The organism is Streptosporangium sp. LJ11, assembly GCF_051918945.1.
Lineage (GTDB): Bacteria > Actinomycetota > Actinomycetes > Streptosporangiales > Streptosporangiaceae > Streptosporangium.
The window spans coordinates 34,195-49,138 of the sequence record NZ_JBPXMB010000047.1 but is presented as its reverse complement, the minus strand read 5'-3'; the positions used below and the strand labels follow the sequence as shown (position 1 = coordinate 49,138).

The 14,944-nt window shown below is 72.9% G+C and carries 16 protein-coding genes; 7 read left to right on the top strand and 9 right to left on the bottom strand.

Annotated elements, in window-relative coordinates; translation table 11 throughout:
• Positions 1–132: 132 nt before the first annotated feature.
• The gene (locus tag ACTOQ3_RS41320) at positions 133–780 is read right to left on the bottom strand and encodes a class I SAM-dependent methyltransferase (protein ID WP_440089360.1); all 648 of its coding nucleotides are present in this window, start codon (positions 778–780) and stop codon (positions 133–135) included.
• Between the two features lie 37 nt (positions 781–817).
• On the opposite strand from ACTOQ3_RS41320, the gene ACTOQ3_RS41315 reads away from it, so the two are divergent.
• Positions 818–1,243 carry a MerR family transcriptional regulator gene (locus ACTOQ3_RS41315; protein WP_440089358.1) on the top strand — a complete coding sequence of 142 codons (426 nt, stop codon included), beginning with the start codon at positions 818–820 and terminating at the stop codon, positions 1,241–1,243.
• A gap of 158 nt (positions 1,244–1,401) precedes the next feature.
• Here the strand turns inward: ACTOQ3_RS41315 and ACTOQ3_RS41310 are convergent, their stop codons facing one another.
• The 3 genes from ACTOQ3_RS41310 to ACTOQ3_RS41300 all read right to left on the bottom strand — a co-directional run bounded on the left by ACTOQ3_RS41310 (position 1,402) and on the right by ACTOQ3_RS41300 (position 4,072).
• Positions 1,402–2,217, bottom strand: a complete 816-nt coding sequence (locus ACTOQ3_RS41310) for an isocitrate lyase/PEP mutase family protein (RefSeq protein ID WP_440089356.1) — start codon at positions 2,215–2,217, stop codon at positions 1,402–1,404.
• Positions 2,214–3,092: a cytochrome P450 gene (locus ACTOQ3_RS41305; protein ID WP_440089355.1), complete on the bottom strand. Its 879-nt coding sequence runs from the start codon at positions 3,090–3,092 to the stop codon at positions 2,214–2,216. Before ACTOQ3_RS41305 ends, ACTOQ3_RS41310 begins: the two co-directional genes overlap by 4 nt.
• Positions 3,093–3,367: 275 nt before the next feature.
• The gene (locus tag ACTOQ3_RS41300) at positions 3,368–4,072 is read right to left on the bottom strand and encodes a CTP synthase C-terminal region-related (seleno)protein (protein ID WP_440089354.1); all 705 of its coding nucleotides are present in this window, start codon (positions 4,070–4,072) and stop codon (positions 3,368–3,370) included.
• 77 nt (positions 4,073–4,149) lie between these two features.
• On the opposite strand from ACTOQ3_RS41300, the gene ACTOQ3_RS41295 reads away from it, so the two are divergent.
• The gene (locus tag ACTOQ3_RS41295; protein WP_440089352.1) at positions 4,150–5,046 is read left to right on the top strand and encodes a LysR family transcriptional regulator; all 897 of its coding nucleotides are present in this window, start codon (positions 4,150–4,152) and stop codon (positions 5,044–5,046) included.
• Here the strand turns inward: ACTOQ3_RS41295 and ACTOQ3_RS41290 are convergent.
• Positions 4,989–6,344 carry a serine hydrolase domain-containing protein gene (locus tag ACTOQ3_RS41290; protein WP_440089351.1) on the bottom strand — a complete coding sequence of 452 codons (1,356 nt, stop codon included), beginning with the start codon at positions 6,342–6,344 and terminating at the stop codon, positions 4,989–4,991. The genes ACTOQ3_RS41295 and ACTOQ3_RS41290 overlap by 58 nt on opposite strands.
• Before the next feature lie 512 nt (positions 6,345–6,856).
• Here ACTOQ3_RS41290 and ACTOQ3_RS41285 point away from each other — a divergent pair.
• Positions 6,857–7,123: a GlsB/YeaQ/YmgE family stress response membrane protein gene (locus tag ACTOQ3_RS41285; protein WP_440089349.1), complete on the top strand. Its 267-nt coding sequence runs from the start codon at positions 6,857–6,859 to the stop codon at positions 7,121–7,123.
• Positions 7,124–7,660: 537 nt separating this feature from the next.
• On the opposite strand, the gene ACTOQ3_RS41280 is transcribed toward ACTOQ3_RS41285, so the two are convergent.
• A complete protein-coding gene (locus ACTOQ3_RS41280) occupies positions 7,661–8,134 on the bottom strand; it encodes a MarR family winged helix-turn-helix transcriptional regulator (protein WP_440089347.1) in 474 nt (157 codons plus the stop codon).
• Positions 8,135–8,232: 98 nt separating this feature from the next.
• On the opposite strand from ACTOQ3_RS41280, the gene ACTOQ3_RS41275 reads away from it, so the two are divergent.
• Positions 8,233–10,986: a helix-turn-helix transcriptional regulator gene (locus ACTOQ3_RS41275; RefSeq protein WP_440089345.1), complete on the top strand. Its 2,754-nt coding sequence runs from the start codon at positions 8,233–8,235 to the stop codon at positions 10,984–10,986.
• 39 nt (positions 10,987–11,025) lie between these two features.
• Positions 11,026–11,496 carry an SRPBCC family protein gene (locus tag ACTOQ3_RS41270; protein WP_440089344.1) on the top strand — a complete coding sequence of 157 codons (471 nt, stop codon included), beginning with the start codon at positions 11,026–11,028 and terminating at the stop codon, positions 11,494–11,496.
• Positions 11,497–11,637: 141 nt separating this feature from the next.
• Here ACTOQ3_RS41270 and ACTOQ3_RS41265 read toward each other — a convergent pair whose 3' ends face one another.
• Positions 11,638–12,000: a nuclear transport factor 2 family protein gene (locus tag ACTOQ3_RS41265; protein WP_440089342.1), complete on the bottom strand. Its 363-nt coding sequence runs from the start codon at positions 11,998–12,000 to the stop codon at positions 11,638–11,640.
• A 2-nt stretch (positions 12,001–12,002) separates the two neighbouring features.
• Positions 12,003–12,314, bottom strand: a complete 312-nt coding sequence (locus ACTOQ3_RS41260; protein WP_440089340.1) for a phenolic acid decarboxylase — start codon at positions 12,312–12,314, stop codon at positions 12,003–12,005.
• 199 nt (positions 12,315–12,513) lie between these two features.
• Here ACTOQ3_RS41260 and ACTOQ3_RS41255 point away from each other — a divergent pair, with 199 nt between their 5' ends.
• Positions 12,514–13,224, top strand: coding sequence for an alpha/beta fold hydrolase (locus ACTOQ3_RS41255; protein ID WP_440089338.1), 711 nt, complete (start codon positions 12,514–12,516; stop codon positions 13,222–13,224).
• 356 nt (positions 13,225–13,580) lie between these two features.
• Here the strand turns inward: ACTOQ3_RS41255 and ACTOQ3_RS41250 are convergent, their stop codons facing one another.
• Entirely contained in the window at positions 13,581–14,204 is a 624-nt protein-coding gene (locus tag ACTOQ3_RS41250; RefSeq protein WP_440089336.1) for a hypothetical protein, read from the bottom strand.
• Between the two features lie 286 nt (positions 14,205–14,490).
• Here ACTOQ3_RS41250 and ACTOQ3_RS41245 point away from each other — a divergent pair, with 286 nt between their 5' ends.
• Positions 14,491–14,940, top strand: a complete 450-nt coding sequence (locus ACTOQ3_RS41245) for a helix-turn-helix transcriptional regulator (protein ID WP_440089335.1) — start codon at positions 14,491–14,493, stop codon at positions 14,938–14,940.
• The last annotated feature ends 4 nt before the right edge of the window (positions 14,941–14,944 follow it).

The window sequence follows — 14,944 nt, the reverse complement described above, 5'->3', positions numbered from 1 at the left end:
GTCTTCGTGACGTTCAGCGGGGCAGACACGAGATCACCTTAGACACAGCCGGACCAGACCGCGCCACCACGGGAACCGTCACGGCCGGGTGCATTCGCGAGGACCTGGACGCCGACCGGCGTGACCTCGCGATCACCGCCGGGTCGGATTGTCGGCGAGCACACAGGCCACGGGTGGGTCGAGCTCAAGGGTCTCGACCCGGAGATGGGTGAAGCCGGCCTGGGTGAGCATGTCCTGGAGCTCCTGGGCGGCCCGGGCCGTGGTGTCGCGGGTGGCACCGGGGCAGCGGGGCTGGCTGACGAGCGCGATGCGTCCCGCGGGGCGGAGCAGGCGACGCAGCTCGCGAAGCCGATTCACCGGGTCGGGCCAGAACCCCACGGAGTTGACGGCGAGGATGGCATCGAGCGGATCGCCGAAGCTCGGCAACCGCTCCACGGAGGCATGCGTGAGGTGCACGCGGCGGGCGCGGACGGCGGCGGCGTTACGACGGGTGGCCTGGCGGACCATGGCCTGCGAGTGGTCGACGCCGAAGACGTGGCCCCGGGTGGCGCGGCGGGCGGACTCGGCGATGGCGACGCCGGGACCGAAGCCGATCTCGAGCACCCGGTCGGTGGGCCGCACATCCAGCAACGACACCGCCCAGATGTTGCGCTGCCGGTTGGAGGAGCGATGAGCGAACATCCAGCCGACCGCCCACCCGATGGCGCCCCGGGGGTGGTGCGCCTGGCGGACCAGGCTTCTGAGCGCGCGTTGCTTGAGAGATGTACCTGCTGTCTGCATGATCGCAGTCAACGGCTTCAAGTACGCTTGAAGTCAAATGGATGAGCAACTGACGATCGGTGAGCTGGCGAGCCGCACCGGTGTCGCCACCTCCGCCCTGCGTTACTGGGAGGAGCTCGGCCTGCTCCCGGCACCGGCCAGGGTCTCGGGCCAGCGGCGCTATCCGCCCTCGGCGGTCGGCCTGGTCGGTGTGGTCGTGTTGCTGAGAGATGTCGGTTTCACGTTGCGAGAGATCAAAGCTTTCATCGCGTCTCGTTCGCCGGCCGGCGACGGCTGGCGGGAGCTGTACCGGCGCAAGCTCGCCGAGCTGGATCAACGGATCGCCCAGGCTCAGGTGGCACGTACCGCCATCGCCCATGGCTTGGCCTGCCCGCACGAGGACATCTTCGAGTGCCCCAACTTCACCGGCGGGGTCGCGGCGCTCCTGGCGGGATCTTCTCTCGAAGAGGCTCATTCGCACTGACCTTCCGTCGAGACGGGCGGCCTCACCGCCGGCCTCACTGCCGGTGCGCGAGATCATCACGGATGACGGCTCGGACCGGCTCGCCGAACGGGCGGGTGTCACCGAGGCCACGGCGCCGTGGTCGGCCCGGTCCCCGCCGGGTCACCCCGGACCGGGCGTCAGCGGTGACTCGTTCCGCGCGTGCCGTCGCCGGTGCGCGAGCCGTACCGGTGCAGCGCCTCGACCTGCTCGTAGGAGGGCACATCGCCGGTGACCGGTTCGCCCCGGGCCACCGCCAGCGCCGTGGTGACGGCCGCGCGCAACGCCGCGCGAAACAGCAGCGACCCGTAACTGAGGCGGGCCACGCCCAGCTCGGCCAGCCGTCGCACCGGCACGCCGGGCTGGACGAGCACGTTCAGCGGCACCCCGGCCCCGCCCACCAGCGCCTCGATGTCCCGTTCGGCGCTCGCGCCCGGCACGAAGACCCCGTCGGCCCCCGCCCCCGCGTAAGCCCGGGCCCTTTCCAGCGCCAGCGCCCGGGCGCCGGGCAGGCCCAGCCAGAACGCGTCGGTACGCGCGTTGAGGAACACCTCCGGAACCCGCCGCTTGACCACCGCGACCAGTTCCGCCTGTGCCGGGACATCGGCCAGGCGGTCACCACGCCCGTCTTCCAGGTTGATCCCCGCCACTCCCAGCCCCGCCAGCTCCGCCACCAGGTCGGCGACCTGGCCGGGCGCCTCGGCGAACCCCGCCTCGATGTCCACCGTCACCGGGATCCCCAGCCCCGTTATCGTCCGGGCCAGCGTCAGCGTCTCCTCCCGCGTCGCCCGTCCGGCGTCCGGCTTGCCCGCCGCGGCGGCCACCCCCAGGCTCGTCGTCCCGATCGCGGCGAACCCCGCCTCCGCCAGGGCCGCCGCGGAGGCGTGATCCCACGCGCAGGGAAGCAGCAGCGGCTCGTCCGCGTGGTGCAGCGCCCTGAACCGCGCGAACGTCATCGGGTCGCCGCCTCGATCGTCCCGGCCGCCAGGGCCAGCGCGACCTGCCTGCCCGGGCAGGCGCGCGGTCCCGCTCCGAACGTCAGAAACTCCGGTTCGTCTCCCGTACGCGCGAGGTCCGGGCCGCGGGGCGTCTCGGGATCCCGGCCGGCCGCCGCGACGTCGAGCACCACGGTCCTCCCGTCGCCGGGCGCCCTGCGGCGCAGTGTCCGGACCGGAGGATCGTGGCGCAGGGTCTCGTCCAGCAGTTCCCGCGCCGTCCACGCCCCGGCCGTACGCGGCTCCCCGCCCCCGTCCCCGGCTCCGGCCGCGAACCGTGCCCGTGCGGCGGCCAGGGCACCGCGGACCAGACCGGTCATCGGACCGTACGCCTGGGCGAGCAGTCCCGCCACCACGGCCAGCCGCTCCGGAGCCGGGTCGCCCAGCAGGCGCGAGAGCCGCACCAGCCCCGCGTCGGCCGCGGCGACATCCGTCTCATCGGGCCCGGCCCCAGGCCCTGGCAGGTAGGCCGGGGCGATCGCCGCGACGGCCTCCACGGCCTCCGGCCCGTCCCCGGCCCGCACCCCCAGGGCGACGGCCAGGACCAGCACCGGAACCGGCTCCGGTGGACAGGGATGACCGCCGGTGTCCCGCGAGGCGAGCCGGAACGCCTCGGCGCGCAGCGCGTCCGGGTCCAGCCCGGCCAGCGCCGCCTCTCCCGCGGCCCTGCGCTCGGCGTGCAGGGCTCCCTCGGCGAAGCGGCCGACCGCTCCGCGCAGCCATGCCACGGTCAGCGCGAACGGCGGGCGCGGCACGGGTTCGACGGTGAAGCGGGGGTCGGCCAGCACGGCCCGTATCTCGGCGGGGCGGCTCAGGACCAGCGGATCGGATGTCATCGGTTCTCCCTGGGGTGGAGATCTCCCCCTTCGGGCGAAGGGGGAGGCGTGGGACCGCCACGCTCTCCGACGGGGACGCGCGGTGTGGCGCCCCGTGGCTCGGCGATGTTCGAAAGGCTAGGCACCGGACGCTTCGGCACCCGCCGAAGCGTCCACGCGAGCCGTCCGCGCGAGCCGTCCGCGCGAGCCGTCCGCGCGAGCCGTCCGCGCGAGCCGTCCGCGCGAAACGTCGGCGAGACGCGGCCGGCGGCTTTCCGCTCGGCGTTCCGCGGGGGTCACGCTCGCGCGGACGAGGCGGCGCGGGTGACGCAGGCCGAGGCGAAGGCGGCGATGACCGGGTGCGGGCGGCTGCCGTCTCCGGCCAGTTCCGGCTGGAAGAGGGTGGCCAGGAAGAACGGATGGCCCGGCAGCTCCAGGACCCGTACCAGCCCCGCATCGTCGTGGCCGGTGAAGCGCAGCCCGCCCGTCTCCAGTACGGGCACGTAGTCGGCGTTGAGCCCGAAGGCGCAGGAGTATCTCTCCACGGTCCTCTCGGCGCCGACGATCTTCTCGGCCAGCGATCCCGGCGTCAGCCGGACGGCGTCCTCGTGACCCGCCAGCGAGCACGCCAGCGGCAGCAGCAGCAGGTCCTCGGCACCCGGGTCGTTCTCGGCGTGCGCGACGGGCAGGCCCAGGACGTTGCGCGCGTACTCCAGCAGGGTGTGCTGGAAGCCCCCGCAGGTGCCCAGGAACGGGATGCCGTGCTCGCGGGCGGTGCGGGCGGCGTTCACCGCACCGGCCTCGCTGCGGTACGGGCTGCCGGGCACCATCCAGACGCCGTCGAACCCCTCGAGGCCGGTGGCCTCGGTGGTGGGGATCCAGTAGGCGTCCAGCGCAAGCCCGTCGCGCTCGCGCAGCGCCTCCAGCAGTACGGGGATGCGGGCATGGGATCGGACGGACGGTGACTTGTCGCCCACCAGGGCGATCCTCGCGGTGGTCATGTCCCGATCCTGGCGCCGGCCACCGGGTAAGCGCCAACGATGATCCCTGGTGATTCGATAAGCGATACTGATGCACCGTGGATCCGCACCTGCTGCGCACGTTCGTCACCGTCGCCGACCGGCGGTCCTTCTCCGCCGCCGCCACCGAACTCGGCTACACCCAGTCGGCGGTCTCACAGCAGATCGCCGCGCTGGAGGCCGACCTGGGGCTGGCGCTGCTGCACCGCCGCCCGGTGGCGCCCACCCGGGCGGGGGAGCGCCTGCTGGAACACGCCGGGTCGCTGCTGCTGCGCCACCGGGCCGCCCGCGCGGACGTGCTGCGCGCCGCGGCGGGACCGGCCGGGCGGCTGGCGGTGGCCGCCTCCCCGCTGGCCTGCACCCCGGCGATCGTGCGGAGCCTGTCCCCGGGATGCGGGCTGCGCACCGTCGCCCGCGAGCGCGTCGCCGGGGAGGTCGCCTCGGGCGCGGCCGGTCTCGGCCTGGTCGACGGGATCGCCGCCCCCAGCGACCCGCTGCGGCTGCCCGACGTGGGACCGCTGTCAGGCTTCGGGATCGTCGAGGAGGAACTGGTGGTGGTTCTGCCCGGCGGCCACCCGCTCTCGCACCGGCGCGGCCTGGGCCTGGCCGATCTGACCGACGCCCTGTGGCTGCGGGCGCCGGTCGCCGTACCGGTGGAGCGGCTGCGCGAGCTGGCCGGCGGAGGCGGGTTTCGCGCCGGGTTCCGCTACGACGGCGAGGACGTGCGCACGGTGCTGAACCTGGCCGCCGCCGGGCACGGGCTGGTCCTGCTGCCCGCGTCCGTGGCGGTCGCGGCGGCCGGGGCGGTGCGGGGGGTGCCGCTGGGCTCGCCGCGCGTGGTGCACCGGGTGGAGGTCCTGTACGCCGAGGCCACCGGCCCGGCCGCAGCGCTCGTCGCTCAGCTGCGCCAGCCGCCCTCGTCCACCCCGCCGGGCACCTCCGCCTCCGGGTCGTAGGGGGTGCGGGTGAAGACGAAGGTGTTGAGGTCCAGGTGGCTGGGCGTGCCGTCGGGCCTGCGGACCACCCGCAGGGTCTCGCCCGCGTAGTAGCCGTCCAGCCCCAGCCAGGTCCCGTCGGCCTGGGCGGTGAACCGCGAGGCCCGTCCCGTGCCGCCGATCGGGTTGAGGGAGACCCCGCCCTCGGGCAGCAGCCGCAGCGCGTACGCGCTGGGTCCCCAGTACCACGGGCCGGTCAGTTCCAGCAGGCCCGCGGTGTCGGCGACGGGCTCCCACTCGGCGGGCAGGCGCGGCTCGTGCTTGTCGAGGATCGCCAGCAGGTCGGTCAGCAGGCTCCGGCTGACGCCCGCGGTGGAGTTGGCGGTGAACAGCACGCCGACCTTGTCGGACGGGTCGGCCCACACCGTGGCCAGGAAGCCCGGCATGGAGCCGCTGTGACCGGCCAGGCGGCGGCCGCCCGCGCGGGCCAGCTGCAGGCCCAGGCCGAACCCGCTGGTCCAGGCGTCACCGTCGTCGACGGTCGCGGGCTCGCGCATCTCCGCCACGGTGTCCGGGGCGAGCACGTCCCCGGTGTCCCCGGCCACGAACGCCGCCCAGCGGGCGAGGTCGGCGGGGGTGGACCACAGCTGCCCGGCCGGGGCCATGGCGACCGCGTCGTGCTCGGGCTCTGGCAGCAGCACGTCCGCCCAGGGGTGCACGGCGTAGCCGGTGGCGTGCGGGGCGCGCGGTCGCGCGGTGGTGTCGCGCATGCCCAGGGGCAGCAGGATCTCCTCCTGCACGGCCTGCGCCCAGCTCACGCCGCGGTGGCGGGCCACCAGCTCGCCCAGCAGGGCGAAGCCCACGTTGGAGTAGTGGAAGCGGCGTCCCGGCCGGTGCTTGGCCGTCTCGGGGCCGAGCCCGGCGACGAGATCGGTGATCGGCACGCCCGGAGTCCGCTCCCACCACGGCCCCGGGGACTCGGCGCTCAGCCCCGAGGTGTGCGACAGCAACTGGGCGACGGTCACCTCGCCGACCCGGAGGTCGGGAATGTGCTTGCCGACCGGGTCGAGCAGGTCCACCTTCCCCTCGTCGCGCAGGCGCATCACCACGGCGGCGACCAGGCTCTTGGTGATCGAGCCGATGCGGTACTGGGTGACGGGTGTGGGGGCGATCCCCTCCACCCGGCCCCGCGCGCCGAACCAGGCGAGTTCTCCGTCGCGCACCACCGCGGCGGTCAGCGAGGGCAGGCGTCCCTGGGCCTGCTCCACCGCGATCCTGCGCAGCAGCGCGCGAGCCGTACTCTCCAGAACCGGGGACATCACATGGCTCCTCATCCGACACGAAACCCAACGCGAAAAGTGTCCCCAGGTTAGTGCCGTCCGGGCCGGGAGAGCATCGGCGGCGACCCGGCGGGGGTGGGTGAGGGCCGGCCGCCGGGTCGCCCGGGTGATCGGCGCGTACCGGCGGTGGCGGCGTCCGGCCGCCGGGACCGGCGGCTCCACGCGTCGCCGGTCCCGCTTGAGCGAGATCATTCGAGGGCCGGGCCGGATCGGTGCGATCGCGCATCGCGCGGCGGCCCTGTCATCGACATATCTTGTCAGGACATGTTCGGATGATCCTTTTTCGGGGAAGGTGCTGGACAGGCGGTGAACTCCACCCCGCGGCCGTCTGCGCCGTGCTGGGCCCGTTTCCGGGGGAGCGCGCCCCGCGATCGGTTCGATCACCCGATAAAGGCAGGTCATCGGCGTATACAGGATGTCAAGATCATGTCAACAGGGACATCCTAGGCTCGCCGTCGACAGTTGAGACCTGCCCGAACAGGGAGATCACCATGATCACGTTCATTATCAGCGCCATCATCGTCGGTGCGATCACCGGCGGCATCGGCCGGCTGCTGATTCCGGGCCGCCAGGACATCGGGTGGGTTCCCACCATCCTCGCGGGCATCGTGGCCGCCCTCGCCGGCACCGCCATCGCCCACCTGCTGGGCTTCGCGGACAGGACGTTGCTGACCTTCGTGGTGCAGATCGTCATGGCCGTCATCTGCGTGAGCGTCGTTTCCAACATGCAGGCCAAGAAGAGGAGCAGCAAGGCCTGAACCTCACGGAACGCGGGCCGACAGGCCCGCCTCCGAGCGTGGACGACGCGGGTCACCATGCCGCACGAGGGGGTCCCACCCTCGCGGGGGCGTGGGAGGCCGGCGAGGAGTCCGGAACCGATCAGCGCCGACCGGCGCGAGTCGGAACCGGACTCTCGGCGTGTCCGCGCACCGTGCGTCCGCTCCGAACGGCGCGGGACATGGCGCGGGACGCCGCCGGGCTACGGGCCGCCCGGCGGCGGGAGCGGGCATCACACCGATCATCCTGTGCGAGTGGTCTGCCGGTCCCGCGACGCGGGACCGGCAGACCACTCGCACCGCCACCCGGGTCGATCGGCGGACCAGGCCGTGATCTTGTGGTCGGCCGCCTGCCGGGGAGGTGCCCCGGGCGAGGCGGGTGACCACTTTGCAATTTAGTCCACTTTAATGATAGTAATTTTTTTTACTATACGACTGAGACGATCATGAGTCATGTCGTCACGGACCTGCGGTCAGGTCTCGCCGATGCCGACCTTGGACTTCGTCACGGACCGCTGATCAGTCCTCGCCGACGGAGCGGAGGTGGCTGCGCTGGTGCTCGGTGATATCGGTGAGCATGCGCTTGAACTCGTCGTAGCTCTTTTGCCCGAGGCGCCGCGCGTGCCGCTGCTGGATGGCGGTCATGATGGTGTCGGCGGCGCGCATCTGGGACAGGCCGCGTTCGGTGGGACAGATCAGCTTCGCCCGGCGGTCGCTTGGATCGGGCCGTCGCTCGACGTAACCCAGAGCCTCCAGCTCGTCGATCAGTACCCCGATGATCTGCTTGGACTGGCCCGACAGCCGCGACAGTTCGGTGGCCCGGACGCCGTCCGGATCCAGGTACGCGAGCACGGCGCCGTGCCGGTGCCTGAGGTCGTCGAACCCTTGCCCGGCGAGGGTGATGAAGAGTTCGTGTTGCACCGCGAACAGGAGCCGTCCGGACAGCACGCCGAGGTCGGGGTCCGTCGCGTTGCGCTCCGCCCGGGTGACCATCCGCCGCACTCCTGTCCTGGCCGACCTTGCCGTCAAGACCTTATCGACCTGCTCGGACGGTACGTGCCGAGCCCACCGCTTTTCTGGAGGATCAGGCAGTGGAATTGATCGGTCGCGAGGAGGACATCAGCTCGATCCGGGCTTTCTTCGACGGCGCCGGGGTGCGCGGCGGCGCGCTGCTCGTCGTCGGTGAGGCCGGAGTCGGCAAGACCGCGTTACTCGACGAGTTCGCGGCCGGCGAGGCGGAACGCGGCGCCCGCGTCCTGCGGGCCGCCGGCGTGCAGTTCGAGGCGGGGATCAACTACTCCACGCTCAACCAGCTGCTGTTCCCGCTCGGCGACGAGATGGCTTCGCTCGGTCCCGACCACCGCACCGCGCTGCGCTGCGCGCTCGGCTTCGAGATCGGGCCGGTACCGGACCGGCTCGTCGTGGCGAACGCGGCGTTGCTGTGGCTGCGAGCCGTCGCGGCCGAGACGCCGGTCCTGGTCCTCGTCGACGACCTCCACTGGGTGGACCGGACCAGCGCGGAGGTGCTCGGCTTCGTCGCCCGCCGCCTGGTCGGCAGCCCGATCGTCTTCCTGGTGGCCTGCCGGTCGGGTGAGCGCGGCTTCTTCCGCGACAGCGGGCTGACCGAACTGGCCCTCTCTCCGCTGCCGGCTCCGGCGGCGCGAACCCTGGTGGACCGCCGCTTCCCGGAGCTCGCGCCGGCGGTGCGGCGGCGGCTGCTCACCGAGGCCGCGGGCAACCCGCTGGCGCTGCTGGAACTGCCGTCCGCGCTGGACGGCGACCAGCGAGCGGACTTCACCACGTTGCCCGACGTCCTGCCACTGTCCGAGCGGCTGCAGGCGATGTACACCGCCCGGGTGCGCGGCCTGCCGGAGCGGTGCCGGCTGATGATGCTGCTCGGCGCGCTCGGCGGCACCACCGACCTGGCCCGCCTGCGGACAGCCGGCGGCGCCACCTGTGACCTCGACGACCTGGCCCCGGCGGAGGGGGACCGGCTGGTGCGGCTGAACGCGCACCGGCTGACGTTCCGGCACCCGCTGGTCGGGGCGGCGGTGGTCGAGGCGTCCACGGAACGGGAACGGCGCTGGGCGCACGGCACGCTGGCGGAGGTCGTCGACGCCCCGGAGCGTCGCGTCCGCCACCTCGCCGAGTCGGCGGTGGGGCCCGACGAGGAGATCGCCGCCCAGCTCGAGGCCACGGCGCAGGTCCTGCTTCGGCAGGGGGACGCGCTCGCCGCGGTCACCACGCTGACCCGGGCCGCGGAGCTCAGCCCCGAGCCGGCCGGCCGGAGCCGACGGCTCGCCGCGGCGGCCTACATCGGCGCGGACGCCGGCGGGGAACTGGTGACCGCGAGCCGGCTGCTGGGCGACGCGCGGCGGGGCGGATCCCTGGAAACCCACTCGCTGCCCGCGGCGGCCGCGACCGCGCACCTGCTGATCAACTCCGACGGAGACGTGACCACCGCGCATCGGCTGCTGGCCGGCGCGATCGAGGCCGGCGACCACGGCTTCGCCGCGGGCGACGCCGACCTCGTCGAGGCCCTGCTCAACCTGCTGCTGATCAGCTGGTACGTGGGCACCGAACAGGCCTGGCACACCTTCCACGACCTGGTCGGCCGGCTGACGCCGGAACCGCCGCCGCTGCTGCGGGTGAACGCGGCCGTGTTCTCCGACCCCGCGCGGGCCGGCGCTGACGACGTCGCCGCCCTCGACGCGCTGATCGACACCGTCGGCACCGGCGAGGACCCCACCCGCCTCATCCGCATCGGCACCGCCGCGGTCTTCGCCGACCGCCTTCCCCGGCTGCGCGGCCCGGAACGGCATCTCGCCCAGACGCGCGGGGACGGCAAGGGGCCGGCCCGCCGCCACCTCGGCGCACTCATGCACCTGGGCCTCGACGGCTTCGCCGCGGGCCGCTGGGACGAGGCGCGGACGATGGCCGACGAAGGCCTCGCCGTCTGCGCCGAACACGGGTTCCGCTTCTTCCACTGGTACTTCCACTACGTTCACGCGCTCGTGGCGGCGGGGTCCGGAGAGGTCGAGGCGGCCCGGCGGCTGACCGACGAGATGAACCGGTGGGCCATCGCCCACCAGGCCACCGGGGTCACGTACTTCGCGGCGCAGGCCCGGGCGCTCGCCGAGATCGGCGCGGGTGAGCACGAGGCGGCCTACCAGAACGCGGCGCGGGTCAGCCCGCCGGGCCGGCTGGCGCCCTACCGGCCGACCGCGTTGTGGGCGGGCCTGGACCTCGTCGAAGCCGGCCTGCACACCGGGCGCCGGGCCGAGGCGGCGGCGCACGCGGCCGCGCTGAGCGAGGCGGGCCTGGGCACGCTGTCGCCGCGTCTGTGCCTGCTGAGCACCGCGGCGGCCGCCTTGACGGCGGACGACGAGACGGCACGTGACCTGTTCGAGGCGGCGCTGTCCGTGCGGGATCCGGAACAGTGGCCCTTCGACGTGGCCCGGGTACGCCTGGCTTACGGCGAACGCCTGCGCCGGCTGCGCGACACCGGCGCGGCCCGTGAGCAGCTCACCCTGGCGCACGAGGCCCTGGCGGCGCTGGGCGCCGTTCCGTGGCGGGACCGTGCCGCCAACGAGCTGCGGGCGACCGGGCTGACCCGGCGTCCGGCCTCGGACACCCGGTCGCCGTTGACGCCGCAGGAGCGTGAGATCGCCGAGCTGGCGGGCGCGGGGCTGACCAACAAGCAGATCGGGCAAAGGCTGTTCATCTCCCACCGGACGGTCGGCGACCACCTGTACAAGATCTTTCCCAAGCTGGGCATCACGTCGCGTGCCGCGCTCCGGGACGCGCTCAACGCCTATGACCGGTCGGACAGGACAGTCATGTGACGGGTGCTGGGCGCGGCGGCGCGCGCGACCCTGGAAGACATGAGCGCAGAACCGCACCCCGGCGTCCACTGGCCCCCGGGCTGGGGCCCGGACCGCTGTGACAGCTTCGTCAGCCACGAACGCCGCGTGGCGGCCCCGGCCGTCGCCGTCTTCGCCCATCTGGTCGCCGTCGAGATGTGGCCGAGCTGGCAGCGGGAGGTCGACCGCACGGAGGTCTCCGGCGAGCTCGCCGTCGGCGGCCGCTTCGTGGTCGTGACGCCACCGCACGTGCTGGACGGGATCGTCGGCGAGCTGGTCCGCCCGACCCGCTTCGGCTGGGCCGCGGTGAGCGACGAGCTGAGCTTCTACCAGTCGTGGCTCCTGCTGGAGGAGCCGGACGGCGGCACGCTGGCGATCTTCGAGGAGGCGTCCCGCGGACCGGCGGCGTTGTTGCGGGCGGGCGGCCGGGCCGAGCTGGCGCGCAGCTGGGTGGACGCCCTACCGCCGGTCGAGGGGGAGCGGCCCGGCTGAGTTCGCCGCGCCGTGTGCCGGCGACCGGGGTGGCCCGGTCGCCGGCACACGGCGCGGCACGAGGTCGATCGGCACCGAAGTGAACCGAAGTGACCTGTGCGGGCGCCTCGTACCGTTGGTCGCGCTCACATCCTCACGCCCTCACACCATCGCGTTGCCGCTGAGCGTCTTGTCCGCCGGGACGTACGGCTGCACCACGTCCCAGTGCTCGACGATGCGGCCGTTCTCGAAGCGGAAGATGTCCACGATCGCCGCGTCCCCCTCCGGGATCCAGCCGCTCACCCGGCTGTGCGCGATCACGTAGTCACCGTCCTCGAAGATGCGTTCCGGGTTCCAGCTGAAGCCCTCGAGCGACGGCACCGCCGCGCGCAGCCCGGCGAGGCCGTTGGGCAGGTTCGGGCTGTGCTGCACGTACGGCTCGGCCCAGTAGCGATCCAGCGCCGTCACGTCCTTGTCCTCGAACAGCTCGCGCATGGCGGTGCGGAGGATCTCCTTGTTCGACATCGTCAGACCTCCGTGAAAGTGCCGGCCAGGCGGTAGAGCCGCCCGTCGAGGGTCACGGTCGAATGCACGACGGAGTGCTCCAGGTCCTCCACGTGGACCACGGTCGCACCGGTGGCCTCCTGCCAGGAGACCAGGTAGACCCGCGGGCGGATCTCGGTGATCTCCACCTCGACGGTCTCGGTGTGACCGTCGGCCACCATCGCGGCGCCCGACGTGACCACGAAGGTCATCTTCGAATCCGTGTCGTAGGTCAGCTTCACCTTCAGCCGGGCGAGGTCGGCGGCGAATGTCCGGCCGACGAGTTCTGTGGTCATGGCCCTTGCCCCTTGCTGCGCGTCGCGTTCGTCTTGACGGGAACCATCGTCGAGGCGAGGCCGGTGGGCAACGCCTGTCAGATGACTGCGGCCGTGACGGTGACCGTCGGGACGACGGTCATCTGACAGGTGCTGTTCGCGGGCGTCCTGCCGACCATGGTTTCCGTCAGCACGAACGAGAGACCTTTCGGAGGAAGCCATGGCCACGAACAAGAAGCCGACCATCGTCCTGGTGCACGGGGCGTTCGCGCAGTCGGGCGGCTGGGGCCCGGTCGCCGAGCGGCTGCAGGCCGCCGGGCACCAGGTCATCGCGGCGCCCAACCCGCTGCGCTCGGTGGCTTACGACGCGGCGCAGGTGCGTGCGCTGGTGGACACGATCGAGGGCCCGGTCGTCCTGGTCGGGCACTCCTACGGCGGGATGGTGATCAGCAAGGCCGCCGCCGGGGCCGAGAACGTCTCCGCTCTGGTCTACATCGCGGCGTTCGCTCCGGAGGCGGGCGAGAGCGGGGCGAGCCTGTCCGGGAAGTTCCCCGGCAGCACCCTTGCCGAGACGCTGCGGCCGGTGCCGCTGCCGGACGGCAACCAGGACATGTACGTCGCGCAGGAGCTCTACCGAAACCAGTTCGCGGCCGACGTGCCCGAGGAGACGACGCGGGTGATGGCCGCGACCCAGCGGCCGATCACCGCCGCCGCGCTGAACGAAGCCGCCGAGGGCCCGCAGGCGTGGACGGAGCTGCCCGGCTTCTTCCTGATCGCCGAGGCGGACAGGAACATCCCGGCCGCCGCGCACCACTTCATGGCCGAGCGCGCCGGCGGCGAGGTCGTCAGCATCGCGGGCGCCTCCCACGCGGTGTTCGCCTCCCACCCTGACGAGGTCGCCGGCCTCGTCCTGCGGGCCGCCGACGTCTGAGCGCCACCCGGAGACCATCACCTCACCCGACACGGCACCGCCACCGCCGGCGGTGCCGTCGGCCCGGTCCGCGTCGCCCGCGGCCGTCGCCCCCGGAGGACATCATGACCGGCACCCTCGTCCATCGCCACGCACCGGCCGAAGCGCCCGCCCCCCGACCGGCGCCGGAGAGGCTTCCGCCGACCACGCTCGCCATCGGCTTCGGCCTCGCCGGTCTCGCCGAGGCGTGGTGCGGCACGACCCGGAACCGCCCAGCGGCACGGACGGTCTGCGCGAGGCGGTCCCGACGCCGCGGGGATCCGGCCGGCGGCGGAGCGGCTCGCCGTTCCCATCGCCGGCCGGCCGGGGTCGCGTCCTCAGCGGCGGACGAGCTCGCGTCCGAGATCCTCGCGGAGGTGCACCTCGATGAACACCCGCAGGTAGCGATCGCCTGCCAGGTCGTCGAAGGCGGCCACCAAAGACGGGTCAGGTCCGTCGGTCAGGTGGACGACGCGCCAGAGGTTGAGCGGGTCGTCCTCCGGACCGGTCACGGAGTGCTCGACATGGAAGACCGGCTGTCCGGTTCCGGCGGTGAGGACGCGGCCGTCGGGCGTCTCGAAGCGCTCGGCGCCGATGAAGAACGCGCGCCGGTCCCGGTGATCGAGACGGACATGCTCGATGACCGTCGTGTACCGGTCAGGGTGGGCCCACAGCCGCTGCACCGACACCCTGGTGAAGTCCTCGAACCGGCCGTGGCGCGCGCTCGGGAACTTCTCGGCGCTGCCTGCTCTCACGACCGTGGGGATGTACCTGTCCGGTGCCGCGGCCTTGCGGACCTCCATGTCCCACAGCTGCGCGCCGGTGTAGGCGAACGGTGGCCGCGTGTCGTAGCGGTCGCGCAACACGTCGTTCACCCGTATCGGTGGCAGTTCCACCGACGTGGTGCCCGGCGCCTGCCACGCCTGCTCGAAGATCGATTCGTGGTCGAGCGTCTCGGTCATGTCTTCCCCTGGCCACAACTAGTAAAGATTCATGATAGTCAATATTTATGACTAATGTTCGCCAGTGTACGGCCGCGGGACGTGTGCGCCGACTTCTGGACCGGGCCTGCCGAGTTCAACGGCGAGGACCATCACGTCCATCTGCGGGTGAACCTCCCCCCCAAGATCGCCCTGCCCGGACGCGTCACCTCGCTCAAGGGCGTGCCCCCACCCGGGACGCGCACCGGGTTTCCCGAACCGACCGCGAGGTCACCGGGCGATTCCGGGGCGACATACGATTGTGCGGGTGACCAGCAGGCCCGTCCCGGCGCAGCGCCTTCGTGACCTCGCGCGGCTGCGCCGCGTCCGCGACCGGATCGACCGGGAGTACGCGCAGCCGCTGGACGTCGAGGCGCTCGCCCGCGGCGCGCACATGTCGGCCGGGCACCTCAGCCGCGAGTTCCGGCTCGCCTACGGAGAGTCGCCGTACGGCTACCTCATGACGCGGCGCATCGAGCGCGCGATGACACTGCTGCGCCGGGGCGACCTCAGCGTCACCGAGGTCTGTTTCGCGGTCGGCTGCTCGTCACTGGGCACCTTCAGCACCCGCTTCACCGAACTGGTCGGCATGCCGCCCAGCATCTACCGGCGCCAGGCGGCGCGCGCGACGGCGGGGATGCCGCCGTGCGTGGCGAAACGGGTGACCAGACCCGTCAGGAATCGAGAAGCGCCGGCCCCCGCGCCGCGCCTAGCGTGATCGC